Below are 12,586 nucleotides of genomic sequence, written 5' to 3'. Positions count from 1 at the left end.
GGGCTCTTGTTTTGGCCGGCGATGGATTCGGTGAGGACATCTGTCGTGCTGCAATGTGATGCATAATCCCGAAGGCAGTATTTCACTCACCTTGGGCGCTTGCTGATCCCCGCGCTGGGCGCTGGCGGCGTCAGGCAGGCAGCCGAGACGGAGCCCGTCAATGGTCAACTGGCTGTCGCGCGCGAACCGGCAGGTGCACAGCCGCCTGCTCACCGTTGTCGTTAGCCTGCTGATCGTCGTGATGAGCAGCTTCCTTGCCCTGTTTCTCCATAGCCTGTTCCAGCGCATCCTGTGGGAACAGGCGTCGGCCAACCGCCTGCATTTCGGCGCGGTGCTGGAGGTAAAGGCTACGCACGAGTATTTCATCCGGCGCATGGCAGAAATCTCCGGGCCGGAGTATCGGCTGGTGCGCAGCGACCGGCTGGCTGGCCAGCTCGAAGCCATGCTGACGGGGGTGCCTCCAGGCAGTGCCCGTACCGTCGAAGTGCCTGGCCTGACCAATCCGGCCACCATGCTGATGGGCACGCCCGTGCCAGCGGCGGAGCGTCCCGCCACGGTTTCGCACATCGTTCGATTCGCCATCTTCGAGCGCGCGTACTGGGGTAAGGCGCCGCAGGGGGTGCGCTCGGCTTTCGTGGCTGCCGACGGGAGCCAGGCATTCGTGACACCGGCGCTTCCGGGGGCGCTGGCGTTGAGCGGGCCGCTGCTTGCTGATGTTGTCAGCAACTGGGCCAAAGCGCTGGCGAACCGGTCGCGCGAAGCGCAACCTGAGACGCCGGTCGCCTCACCGCTGTGGACCGGGCCGTACCAGGGCACCATCGAGCCGGGCCCGATGCTGAGCTGCTTCCTGCCAGTCCGTGACGCCAGCGGCAATCTCGTGGCGTATGCCGCGACTGCCATTCCTGCACGCGCGCTGATGGGCGACGTCAGCATCCCGGGTGCCACGCACGCCGCGTCAGGCAGGCGGGCAATGTTCTTCGATGCGCAAGGGCGACTGCTGTACCAGGGCAGCGACGCCGGCTGGCTGCGCCCGCAAGCGCTGGGTGAGCGGGTGGCGCGTGAGTTGGGCAGCAGCCGGCAAGGCGTAGCCTACTGGTTCGAGCAGGGCAGCCTGATGATTGGCAGCATGGCACGCGACCATGGCTGGCGCGCGGCCTACGCCTATCCGCTGTCGCAGGCGCTGGCGGATCATGGCCCGGCGCTGGCGGCTGCGCTTTTGCTCTACGGGCTTGGTGTGCTCGCGGTGCTGGCCGGTGCCGGCATGCTGCGGCGCCGGGTGTTGGTGCCGATGCAGCAAAACGCTGAACGGATCGAGGACAGCGAACGCTTCAACCGTACCGTGATGCAGGCCGCGCCGGTCGGCCTGCGGGTGGTGCGCACAGCCGATGCGCATGTACGGGTCGAGAACGCGCTCGCCGCGCAATGGCTGCCGCTCGACACCCGCACGGCGGGCCGCCCGTGGCTGGACGAGATGCTGGCGCGGCGGGGCGACCAGCCCGCGCGGCTGGAGCTGCAGGTGCCTTCCGGCCACGGGGGAGCACGCGACGTGCTGGTAGTCGGCCGCCACACCCGCTTCGAGGGTGAAGACGTACTGCTGTGTGCGATCCACGATGTCACCGGCGAACGCGAAGCGCACCGCGCTCTCTCGCGCGCACGCCAGCTGGCGGATGAGGCAAGCGCCGCCAAATCGCAGTTCCTGGCCGCCATGAGTCATGAAATCCGGACGCCGCTGTACGGGATGCTGGGCACGCTGGAGCTGCTGTCCCTGACAAAGCTGGCGCACAGCCAGCGCGAGATGCTGTCGACCATCCAGTCCTCATCGCAGGTCCTGCTGCAGATACTGGATGACCTGCTGGACTACTCCCGCGCGGAAGCCGGCCAGATCGAACTGGACGCCGTGCCGTTCGATCCGGTCGACCTGCTGGAATCGACGGTTCGCGCGCAGGCGCCGATCGCGCTGCAAAAAGGCATTGCGCTGCCGTCCTATCCACAGCCCGGCTTGCCTTGCCTGATCGGGGATCCGGTGCGGGTGCGCCAGATTATCGGCAACCTGCTCGGCAACGCGCTGAAATTCACGGCAGAGGGCCATGTCATCGTGCGCCTGCAGCGCGCGCCGCAGAGCGAAGCGCCCGATGCGGACGGCAGGATCGGCATCCAGCTTGAGGTGGCGGATACCGGGCCAGGCATTGCGCCAGAGGTCCAGGCGCGGCTGTTTGAGCCTTTCGTGCAGGCAGATGCTTCCACCGCAAGGCGGTTTGGCGGGTCGGGCCTGGGCTTGTCGATCTGCAGACGCCTGGCCGCCCTGATGGGCGGCAGCATCTCCGTGCAGAGCGAACCGGGCCAGGGCAGCGTCTTCCGGGTATTGCTGAGGTTGCCGGAAGCCGGGCCGCGCGGACAGGTGGAGCCGGTGCTGCCGCCGGTGGCCGTGCTATCGGAAAATGATGAAATCCGCAACAATGCCATCGACAATCTGCGCGCCATGGGCTGCAGGGCGGTCGCTTGCCGTGGGCCGGCGCCGGAACCGGGGATGGTGTTGCTCGTTGCCACCCGCCACATCGAGGCCATCCCCGAAGGCTATGCCGGCGTGGTCTTTGCGCGCGCCGATGGCCCGGCGGAACCACAGCTGATCGCCGGCAGCTGGCTGGTCAGTGCCTATCATCAGGCGGGCATCCTGCGGGCGTTCTGCAAGGCGGCCGGCATGACGCCGGTCAGTGCGCCGCCACTGGCTGGGCCTGTCGACCCCACGCCGCAGTTGGGGCTGGAGATACTGGTGGTCGACGACCATCCCTACAACCGGCTGCTGATGCAACAGCAGCTTGAGCGCCTTGGCTGCCGGCCGACGCTTGCCGCCAGTGGCGAAGAAGGGCTTGCAGTGTTGCGCCAGCACAAGTTTGACCTGATGCTGACGGATGTCCACATGCCCGGCATGGACGGCTACGAACTGAGCCGCAGGCTGCGCGCGCAGGGGGCAACGCTGCCCATCGTCGGGCTTACCGCGAGCATCGCGCAGGGTGAGGCCGAGCGCTGCCTGGAAGCCGGCATGAATCGCTACCTGTCCAAGCCCATCCTGCTGGGCGACCTGGCCGAGTGTCTGCGCGCGGTGCTGCCCGCGCATGCACCCGGCCTGGCACAGAGTGCCGCGGGCGCGGCTGGCTCCGCCCGTGTGGAGGATGACGTTGCCAGCATGGCGTTGCTGGAGCGCACCATGCGCGAGGATTTCAAGCGACTATCCGCGGCGGCAGCCAGCGGGGAACTGAAGGCGATCCGCCATCATGCCCATCGTATGCGGGGGGCCATGGCGCATGCCGAAGATGGCGAGGAGATTGTCGAACTGTGCCGGGAACTGGAGCTGGGTGCGGCCCAGGCGCTGGCAGTCGTGCAAGCCCAGGTCGATAATCTGGCGTTGTATCTTGCCGCATACTTTGGCTTTCCTGAAAGCCATGAAGGCAGCCAGGATGCGGCCCGACGCGATTGGCCGAGTACTATTTAAGGAATACCTTAATTCGGGTTTTTCGGAAGACTCCTAATATTCAGAGCAGCGAAGATGACCGGCATTGAATGCCGGCACGGTTCTGCGGCGCACCGGTACGCGGCCGCAGAACCGATAAAAACAAGGGGGATCGTAAATGATCAAGGTAATCATCGCAGATGACCACCCCGTCGTCCTTGACGGGATGAGCCGGGTGCTGGCGAATGAAGTGGGCATGCAAATCGTCGGAAGTGCCGCAAATTCCACCCAGTTGGTGGAGTTGCTTGAAAGCACGGATTGCGACGTCATCGTGACCGACTACTCCATGCCGGGCGGCCAGTTTGGCGACGGCCTGCCGATGCTGCAGATGCTGCGCCGCCGTTATCCCACCACCCGGATCGTGGTGATGACCATGCTGGATAATCCGGCGCTGATTCGCAATATCCAGAAGGTCGGCATTTCCGTGATCCTGAACAAGACCGATCCGGTCCAGGAACTGGTGCCGGCGGTGCGTGCCGCGTTCAGCGGGCTGAGCTACCAGCCGGCATCGGTGCGTGCGATCCTGGCTTCGGGCGGCCTGGATGAGCCGTCGCACCGGCCGGTCCTGACGCGCCGCGAACTGGAAGTGATACGGCAGTGCGCAGCCGGTGTCCCGGTCATCGAGATTGCGCGCCAGGCCAACCGCAGCAGCAAGACCATCAGTGCGCAGAAGAGCATTGCCATGAAGAAGCTGGGCCTGACCAACGACTACGAGCTCTACGAGTACGCCAGGACAAACGGCCTGCTGGGCGGCACCTGATCCTGGCGTCAACCCTCCCTTGCGGGCCGATCCCCCGGGCCGCGTCGCATTTCCCCTCCCTCCGCTGAATTGCACGCCAGGCGGCGCTGACGCCGGCCATCTCCTGCCGTGCGGCGGCACGTGCGCTATCCATCTGCTCGGAAGTTTCCCTGCTTATTTCAGGCTTGGCTGATTTCGAAAGCCAGGCGCATGGTTCATCCTGAATGCAGGAATGACAACGCTGGAGCGTAAGGTGGCCATGGAAAAAATCCGGGTGATCGTCGCGGACTCGCAACCTGTCATGCGGCGCCTTCTGGGCCGGCGGCTCGCGGCCAGCGCCTGCATCGAACTGGCTGGCCTGGTGGGCGACGAACCGAGCCTGGTGCAAGCGCTGCTGCAAGGCTCGTGTGATGTCGTGGCACTGCGTTACCCGCTTCGGGACACCAATGACCGCGATCCTTCCGGCTACGCACGCCTTGGCACGCGGCTCGCCGAGCTGGGCGGGCAGCGCGTGGTCGCGATCGCCAACGTCGCCGACCGTGCCGGCGTGCTGCAGCTGCTCAAGGACGGCTGCCGCAATGTCGTGACCGCCAGGGACAGCGTCGACGAGGTCATGAAGGCGGTCTGGATGGCATATCTGGGGCTGGCTTCCGTATCGGAAATCGCTTGCGCGCTGATCTGGAGCAGGCCCTGCGGCGGTCCGTCGGACGGCGGCGATTGGGCAGAGTTGCTGACCAGGCGTGAAAGCGAAGTGCTGCGGCTCTACCTGTCGGGCATGTCCGTTACCGGGATCGCCATACGCACCGGCCGGACCGTCAAGACGATCAGTACGCAAAAGCAGAGCGTCATGCGCAAGATCGGCGCCGAGAACGACGTGGAGCTTGCCGCCTTTGCCATCCAGCGCGGCATGTTGTGAGGCGCGGCACGCCGCTTGCCGCCACCCGCACTACGACCCATGCACTGGCCGGATGCTCCGGACAGTCGCGATATCAAGACGAGGTATGCAATGAAACGGCTGATGTCGATCGACAGCAGCTCTGCGTTGCCGTTGAGCATTCGCCAGATCCGTTATCTGGTCTACCTGTTCTCGGCCTGCGTGCTGGGACTGACCGTACTGTCCTGGGGGGTGCTGCTGCGCTATCGCCTGCACGAGGCGGTAGAGCGGCAGGAGATGGTGCTGCAGTCGCAGTCCGAGCAATTGCAGGCAAAGCTGCATTGGGCCGAGGCACTGACCGTGCGCGCGCAGGGATCGCTGACGCGGCTTTCCGAGATCGGCCTGGCCGATGAGCTGGCTGCGGTCAGCGATGAGCAATGGACCGACCGCCTGCAGCGCCGGGGCGACCGCCAGTACATCCCGTTGCTGGTCCCGCCAGCCCACGCCAAGGCGCCGGGCGCCAGGCTGAAAAGCCTGGCCGACATGATGACGTTCACTTTCCGCGTCAACAACCTGCAATACCGCGACGTGCAGAACGCCTACCTGGTCGACCTGCAGGCCGATCAACTCTATGTCATCCCGCGCCGGCTGGGCCCGGCACGCGCGCTCATGCAGCGCGATGGCGTGCGCCAGACCTTCCTGCGCGACACGCTCGCGCGCCTGCGCAATGACGCGCTGGTCGCACGCCTGCGCGCCCACCCGGGCCAGGCTGTGGTGCTGCCGCCGGCGCTGGACTGGGTCAGCGGCATGCGCACCGTCACCTTCGCCACACTGGTGCAAGCCGGTGGCGAGCCGGCCGCGGTGCTGGCCATGGAGTTCCCGCTGACGCCGATGCTGCCGGACGGACAGACCATTGACGGCGATTTCATGCTGGTGACCGATGCCGGCATGGTGCTGAGTGCGGATGGCATGCCGGCCGGCACGCTCGACCAGCCGGTCGCGGCATCGCTGGCAGCGAACGGTGCGCGCCCGGGCAGGGTGAGTTCGGCGCTGGTATGGCAAGGGCTGCTTGACCATGTCGTCGTGCTGGAATACCAGCTGGACGCGTGGGGCTGGCGCACGGTCGGCGTGATCGGACTGGGCCACGTATGGCACCAGTTCCGGCAGAACGCCTTGTGGATGCTGGGCCTGAGCGGCTCGCTGTCGGTGCTGATCCTGGCGTGGATCTGGCTGATCGACCGCCGCATCATGCGCCCGGCGCAGCGCCAGTCCTTGCGCCTGCAGGAAAGCGATGCGCTCGGGCGCTTCGTGATTGAAGTGGCCGGCGTGGGCCTGATGATCGTCGAGCGCAGCACGCGGCAGGTGCTGCTGGCCAACGCCGCCGCCAAGTCGATCGTCGATCAGGCCACTGCCGCCGGCCTGGCGCAACTGCAGGATGCCTGCGACGCGCGCTTGACCAGCGGCCACGCCAATGCTGAAGGCCCGCCGCAGGTACTGCCCCGTTTCGATGTGGACATGGCCGGCCGCAACGGCGAGATGCGGTCCCTGGAGGTGCGGCTGGTAGAGATTACCTACGAAGGCCGTGCCGCCGTGCTGTACGCCCTCAACGACGTCACCGAGGCGCGGCGCAGCGAAGCGCGCCTGCGCGAGGCGATCCGCGCGGCGGATACCGCCAACCATGCTAAGTCTTCGTTCCTGGCCACCATGAGCCATGAAATCCGCACGCCGCTCAATGGCATGCTGGGCAGCATCGAGCTGCTTGGCATGACCCGGCTCGATCTGCGCCAGCGCGACCAGCTGGCGGTCATGCAGCACGCGTCGCAGTCGCTGATCTACATCATCAATGACGTGCTGGACTTCAGCAAGATCGAGGCCGGGCAGATGTCATTGCAGCTGCGGCCGTGCCGCGTCGAGGAAGTCATCGAGGACGTGACCCGGCGCTTTGCGGCAGAAGCGGCGCGCAAGCAGTTGCGGCTGCTCTGCATCAATGATCCTTCGCTGGTTGAGCCGGTGATGGCTGACGTGGTCAAGCTCGAACAGATCCTGACCAACCTGGTCAGCAATGCGGTGAAGTTCACCGAGCAAGGCAAGGTGATCGTCACGGCCATGCGCAAGCCGGGCGGCGGCGTGGAAATCCGTGTCATCGACACCGGCATCGGCATCGCCGGGCGAGACCAGATCCGGCTGTTCGAGCCCTTCGTCCAGGCCGAGCAGCCGGACACGCGCCACTACGGCGGCACAGGCCTCGGGTTGTCGATCTGCCGCCGGCTGGTCGAACTGATGTCTGGCGAGATACGGGTGGTTAGCGAGCCCGGCCTGGGCAGCTGCTTTACCGTCAGCCTGCCGCTGGCCAGCGCCGGTGCCGCGGCGTCAGCCGACGCCTGGCCGCGGACCGCGCTGCGGGGACTGACGGTCGGCCTGACTGTCACCTTGCGCGAGCTCTACCAGGGCGTGGAGCAGTTGCTGCAGTTCTATGGCGCACGGGCGGTCAAGTATGACCCCGACGCGCCGCCGGCTACGCCGGTCGATGTCCTGGTGTGCGATGAGCAGGCCATGCCGCGCTGCAACGACGCCGATGTGGTGGTGTCGGCCATGGCGCCGGCAGTGCCGGACCTGACGCAGACGCCGGTGGTGGCATCGCCCTATGCATGGCGCGGCTTGCTGGCGGCGATCGCGGCAGCGGCAGGCGTGGAGGTGACGGAAACGCAGGCGCCACTGTCGGCGCGCGAGTATGCGCCTGCCGCGCAGTTGGCGCTGCTGCTGGTGGAAGACCATCCGATCAACCAGGTGGTGATGCGGGAGCAGCTTGAAAACCTGGGGCAGAAGGTCGATCTGGCCAGTGACGGGCCCGAGGCCCTGTTGATGGCATCGGGCCGGCACTACGACCTGGTCCTGACCGATCTGCAGATGCCTGGCATGGACGGCTTCACGCTGGCGCGGCGCCTGCGCGATGCCGGCCTGGCCACGCCGATCGTTGCCGTCACCGCCAGCGTGGGGCCCGATGTGGCCGAGCGATGCCAGCAGGCCGGCATCGACCGATGCCTGACCAAGCCGGTGGGGCTGGTGACGCTGCGCAAGCTGCTGGAAGACCTGTCCGGCGCCCATATGGCAGCGCGGGCAGCGCCGGGCCAGCATGCAGGCGGCGACACGTTGCTGCATGCCGACGCGCTGCGGCGCGACCAGCGCGCACTGGCCGAGGCGCTGCTGGCGGGCGACGCCGAAGCGTTTGCCCAACGTTTGCACGGATTGGCCGGGGCGCTGTCGGTGATGGGCCATGCGCTGCAGAGCCAGGCGTGCCGCTGGCTGGAGCAGGCGGTCCGGTGCTCGGGGCTGGTTGCCATTGGTGCGGACTGGCAGGCCTTCCATGCCGAACTGGAACAGCTGGCAGACGGGCTGGAGTCGCACGGCGGCACGCAGGGTGCCAACTACACGGCGGATTTAAGGCATGCCTGATGGAGCGGTCACGCGCCGGGGCGCGATACTGCATCCGTGGAGCGTCCTCCCCGTCGCTCCGCATTCTCCCGGGTGCGTCCCGTCGCGAGAACTTTCCCTGCCGCCTGCTTCCCCAGCAGGCGTTTTTTTGCGTGTTTCACAAATTCGTGAAATGAAAGCGCTGGTGGACCGGCGCCCAGATGACCGTGGCCCTGGCGCAGGGCCAACTGATCGAGGTGACGAACCATGGCTAGCAAACTGCTGAAGACCCTTCACGAGACTGCTCAGGATTTCGCGGAAGGCGGGCTCATCGATGCACAGACGATGCGCGAGTTCGACGCGCTCTGCCTGCCGCCGGTGCGCACTACACGGCCGAGGAGATCAAGGCGCTGCGCCTGCGTACGCGGGCGAGCCAGGCGGTGTTCGCCGCCTACCTGAATACCAGCGCGACAACTGTGCAGAAGTGGGAGCAGGGGCAGAAGCACCCGAGCGGGCCGTCGCTGAAGTTGCTGGACCTGGTTGAGCGCAAGGGTCTGGAGGTTTTGGCCTGACCGATTGAAATCGGCGAAGCAGACCTCTGGATCGGCCTAACGCCACACGCTCGGGCTCAACCAGGCGCGTGCCAGCATCACCGCAAAGCGCATGTTAGTCATCAGATAGCGCTTCCACATGCGCTTCGGCTCCTGCCACACCCGGAACAGCCATTCCAGTCCGCTGCGGCGCATCCATACCGGCGCGCGCCGGACTCGGATTGGCTTACCTGCGGACTTCCCAGCAGATGTTGGATCTTGCCCCTCTAAGCTTGCTTTCAATATCGGGCGCCCAATAGCACGAGGAGATGCCCAGCTCGGCGCCTTCGAACCTGCCAATGATGAAGATGTTTCCCGAGGCGCCACTGAGGAAGACTTTCTCACCATTGCTCTGGATGATGACCCGATTCAGCACCCTGCTGGTTTCGATGGCAACATCCCGATAGGGCTTAAGTGCCTGTTGCAGGGCAAAATCGGCAAGCTGTGGTTCGTTATTGAATGCCTGATGGATGAGAAAGCGACGCAAGTGGTCGCCAGACAGAGGGTTCATGCCATCAAACAGGCTTTGAACCAGTGGTTTCGGGCTGACGGCGAGGCGGTTGTAATCCGCCAGGGTTAGCTGTATGCGCAGGAAATCCCACCAGAACATGGTTTCGGCAACGCCGACTTCGAGCAGCAACGGTTGCCGGCAGACATGCTTCAACGCATGGGCGCGCAGGTTGGCGTCGGGATTGCCATGGTCGCCCGGCCCCCAGCGCGTATAGCCCATGAATCCGCTCAACGGAGGATGCGCACGCAGCATCCTGACCAGCGCAACAATGGTTCTGGACGTGATGCCGGCAGCGTTGCCGCCGTTTTGCATCACGGCTTTCATCACGCGCAGCGCATCATCGCCCATGCCTTCTTTGTTGGCGGTGTAAAAGATTTCCTCGATATCCGACAGTGCGCTTCGGGCATTGCGAGTTCGATAGAAGCGGTCGAGATAGATCCTGTCCTGCGGTGTCACGCGAGCGCATGCCTCGCCCAGCGCCTTCCATCGCGAAAGGGAATTGATTTCCGGGAGGGCGCTTGCCGTGATGTTGAATGCGGTATTTATCCGCTTGATCGCGTTGACCTTGATGGTAGCGAACTGGCTGGGCCGCAGATAATCCAGGAAAGAGACCAGCCACTGGTACTTTCTGTCACAGCGGAAATCCCTGAAATCGGGTAGACCGAGGCGCGGGGGCTGCTGTCGAGATGTATTGAAGGTTGAACCGCACATCCTTGCCGGACAAGGGGGACAAAGCCGTAGGTTCCCAGAGCTTTGAACCCCTGATTCATTCTTCGGCCAATGAACGCTGTTTCCACTTTGAAACTGGCGCCCACTGCCACCCGGGCAAGCCTTGGCGCCGTGCCGCGTCTGCGTCCCGACAGCCTCGGGAATTGCGAATCCGGCGCCATCGCGCACACCGCGCCTTAGAGGGCGGCATTGTCCAAGTTTGCCGAACCCTGCGTACAACCCGTGACGGCTGCCCAATCGGTATCTGCCGTCATAAGCTGTTGCACAGGAGCGGCAATGCGCTGTTTCCACATGCCTATTTCAAACTGGAGAGGACAATGTTAGTGCTCAAAGGATTTCATCATCTGACCCTCGGCGTAAGGCACGCGCAGGAGGATGTGGACTTCTACGTCAAGCTGCTCGGGCAGAGCCTCGTGAAGAAGACCGTGCTTCTCGACGGCGAGGATCCCATCTACCACCTCTACTACGGCAACGCGAATGGCGATCCTGGGACCCTGGTGACGTCGTTCCCGTTCCGCCAGCGGGGCGTCATGGCGCGTCAGGGGTCGGGCCAGGTGCGGGTCATCAACTACTCGGTTCCCAAGGGCTCGCTCGAATACTGGCGCAGCCGCTTCGATGCCATGGACGTGCCGTATGACAGCGAGATCGTCGAGCGCTTCGGCGAGCGCCGCCAGCGGTTCCAGCATCCGTGCGGCATCGAGTTCGATCTCGTCGAAACGGAACTCGATCCGCGTCCGGCTTGCGTGGCCAGCGGTATCCCCGAAGCCCATGCTATCCGCGGCGTGCACAGCATCACGCTGTCGCTGCGGGAAGTCGCCGAATCGATCCGCTTCATGAGCGAAGCGATCGGTTTCCGGAACGCAGGCCAGGCGGGATCCTACTACCGCTTCGAGACGTATAACGGCGGCCCGGGCATGATCGTCGAGTTCCTGCATGAGCCGGATCGGCACCAGGGTTCGTCGATCTACGGCGAAGGCACGGTCCACCATGTGGCCTTCGCGGTGGACAACGTGGAGCAACAGGCGATCCTGAAGGAGAGAATGTTCGCCCTGGGCTACATCGATACGTCCGAATCGGTGCACCGCAACTACTTCCGCTCGATGTACTTCAAGATGCCCGGCGGCGTGATGTTCGAGGCGACGACCACCGACATCGGCTTCGCGATCGATGAAGAGCCCGGCCATTTTGGCGAGGAGTTCCAGCTCCCGCCGTGGCTGGCTGATCGCAAAGACGAGTTGCTGGGCCGGCTCGAGCCCATCTCTGTATGACATTGCCGGGGATCACCATGCATAAACCGAAAGTACTGATTGTCTTCTACTCACGGAACAGCTCCACCGAGATGCTGGCCAAGGCTGTCGCCGAGGGGGCCCTCGAGGCTGGCGCGGAAGTCCGCATGCGGCGTGTGCGGGAGGTCGTCGGCCCCGACGTCATGCGGCAGGCGCCGGGCTGGCTCGAGAACGCCACGGAGATGAACGCGAAATACGAGGCGCCGACCGAAGCCGATGCCGAGTGGGCTGACGCCATCGTGTTCGGCACGCCGACGCGGTTCGGGTCGATCTCGGCCGAACTCAAGGCGTATATCGACGGGCTCGGCGGCCTTTGGTTCGCGGGCAAGCTGAACGGCAAGGTGGGCTCCGTCTTCGGCTCGACGTCCTCGCGCCACGGCGGCAATGAAGCCACCCTGCTGGCGACCTACGCGCCCATGGCGCACCTGGGCCTGATCATCGTGCCGCTGGGCTATGCCGACGCGGCGATGTTCAAGGCCGGCACCCCGTACGGCGCGACTCACGTCTCGCAGCGTGACGCCGTGAAGCCCGACGACGATCACCTGGCGGTGGCCCGGTTCCAGGGCCGCAGGGTGACGACCGTCGCCCGTGCCTTGCACGTCCAGCCGCAGCCCGTGGCAGCCTGAAAGTAAAAGCCTGATAGTAAAAAAGGGCGGAGACTCGCAGTCTCCGCCCGATTCCTGCATCGGCACAGGCTGATGACACGGTGGCAGCCAGCTCAGGCTGGCGCAGTCTCCGTCTTCAACACATCTTCCACGTGATGGCGCGCGGTGCGCTGGAATGCGGCATCGCGGCGGACCGCAATGCCGCCTCCTCCCTTTGCGATCCTGGTGCGGCAGGCGGCAACAAGTCCTGCGTCGCCGGCATGGTTGACGATCATGGACTCGAGCGCCGCGATCTTGTGATCGTAGACCGTTTCCATGACCGTCTTGAGCGCG

At 65.0% G+C, this 12,586-nt stretch carries 10 protein-coding genes; 7 read left to right on the top strand and 3 right to left on the bottom strand.

The features are described from left to right. The first annotated feature begins 160 nt into the window (after window positions 1–160). The 5 genes from ACW4E8_RS00720 (at window position 161) to ACW4E8_RS00700 (ending at window position 9,104) form a co-directional block, all read left to right on the top strand. Window positions 161–3,490 carry an ATP-binding protein gene (locus ACW4E8_RS00720; protein ID WP_456802760.1) on the top strand — a complete coding sequence of 1,110 codons (3,330 nt, stop codon included), beginning with the start codon at window positions 161–163 and terminating at the stop codon, window positions 3,488–3,490. A gap of 136 nt (window positions 3,491–3,626) precedes the next feature. Next, window positions 3,627–4,268 (top strand): response regulator, encoded by a 642-nt coding sequence (locus ACW4E8_RS00715; protein ID WP_456802759.1) that lies wholly within the window; start codon window positions 3,627–3,629, stop codon window positions 4,266–4,268. 211 nt (window positions 4,269–4,479) lie between these two features. Continuing rightward, complete coding sequence (locus ACW4E8_RS00710; protein ID WP_456802758.1) at window positions 4,480–5,163, top strand: LuxR C-terminal-related transcriptional regulator; 684 nt, start codon at window positions 4,480–4,482, stop codon at window positions 5,161–5,163. A 90-nt stretch (window positions 5,164–5,253) separates the two neighbouring features. Then, the gene (locus tag ACW4E8_RS00705) at window positions 5,254–8,574 is read left to right on the top strand and encodes an ATP-binding protein (protein ID WP_456802757.1); all 3,321 of its coding nucleotides are present in this window, start codon (window positions 5,254–5,256) and stop codon (window positions 8,572–8,574) included. A gap of 398 nt (window positions 8,575–8,972) precedes the next feature. After that, entirely contained in the window at window positions 8,973–9,104 is a 132-nt protein-coding gene (locus ACW4E8_RS00700) for a helix-turn-helix domain-containing protein (protein ID WP_456802756.1), read from the top strand. Window positions 9,105–9,140: 36 nt separating this feature from the next. On the opposite strand, the gene ACW4E8_RS00695 is transcribed toward ACW4E8_RS00700, so the two are convergent. Continuing rightward, window positions 9,141–9,365, bottom strand: coding sequence for a WecB/TagA/CpsF family glycosyltransferase (locus tag ACW4E8_RS00695; protein ID WP_456802755.1), 225 nt, complete (start codon window positions 9,363–9,365; stop codon window positions 9,141–9,143). Continuing rightward, window positions 9,310–10,344, bottom strand: coding sequence for a hypothetical protein (locus ACW4E8_RS00690; RefSeq protein WP_456802754.1), 1,035 nt, complete (start codon window positions 10,342–10,344; stop codon window positions 9,310–9,312). Before ACW4E8_RS00690 ends, ACW4E8_RS00695 begins: the two co-directional genes overlap by 56 nt. A gap of 335 nt (window positions 10,345–10,679) precedes the next feature. On the opposite strand from ACW4E8_RS00690, the gene ACW4E8_RS00685 reads away from it, so the two are divergent. Then, window positions 10,680–11,630: a ring-cleaving dioxygenase gene (locus ACW4E8_RS00685; RefSeq protein WP_456802753.1), complete on the top strand. Its 951-nt coding sequence runs from the start codon at window positions 10,680–10,682 to the stop codon at window positions 11,628–11,630. A gap of 17 nt (window positions 11,631–11,647) precedes the next feature. Further along, entirely contained in the window at window positions 11,648–12,274 is a 627-nt protein-coding gene (wrbA, locus tag ACW4E8_RS00680) for an NAD(P)H:quinone oxidoreductase (RefSeq protein ID WP_456802752.1), read from the top strand. Between the two features lie 92 nt (window positions 12,275–12,366). On the opposite strand, the gene ACW4E8_RS00675 is transcribed toward wrbA, so the two are convergent. Continuing rightward, window positions 12,367–12,570, bottom strand: coding sequence for a hypothetical protein (locus ACW4E8_RS00675; RefSeq protein WP_456802751.1), 204 nt, complete (start codon window positions 12,568–12,570; stop codon window positions 12,367–12,369). Window positions 12,571–12,586 lie beyond the last annotated feature (16 nt).

This window comes from Cupriavidus sp. CP313, assembly GCF_054072015.1.
The sequence above is the reverse complement of the archived record's forward strand: the minus strand, read 5'-3'. Positions and strand labels throughout refer to the sequence as shown.

Coding starts and splice junctions, on each gene's coding strand:
- wrbA (WP_456802752.1), top strand. CDS start 11,648: ATGCATAAACCGAAAGTACTGATTGTCTTCTACTCACGGAACAGCTCC.
- ACW4E8_RS00675 (WP_456802751.1), bottom strand. CDS start 12,570: ATGGAAACGGTCTACGATCACAAGATCGCGGCGCTCGAGTCCATGATC.
- ACW4E8_RS00710 (WP_456802758.1), top strand. CDS start 4,480: ATGACAACGCTGGAGCGTAAGGTGGCCATGGAAAAAATCCGGGTGATC.
- ACW4E8_RS00720 (WP_456802760.1), top strand. CDS start 161: ATGGTCAACTGGCTGTCGCGCGCGAACCGGCAGGTGCACAGCCGCCTG.
- ACW4E8_RS00690 (WP_456802754.1), bottom strand. CDS start 10,344: ATGTGCGGTTCAACCTTCAATACATCTCGACAGCAGCCCCCGCGCCTC.
- ACW4E8_RS00685 (WP_456802753.1), top strand. CDS start 10,680: ATGTTAGTGCTCAAAGGATTTCATCATCTGACCCTCGGCGTAAGGCAC.
- ACW4E8_RS00705 (WP_456802757.1), top strand. CDS start 5,254: ATGAAACGGCTGATGTCGATCGACAGCAGCTCTGCGTTGCCGTTGAGC.
- ACW4E8_RS00715 (WP_456802759.1), top strand. CDS start 3,627: ATGATCAAGGTAATCATCGCAGATGACCACCCCGTCGTCCTTGACGGG.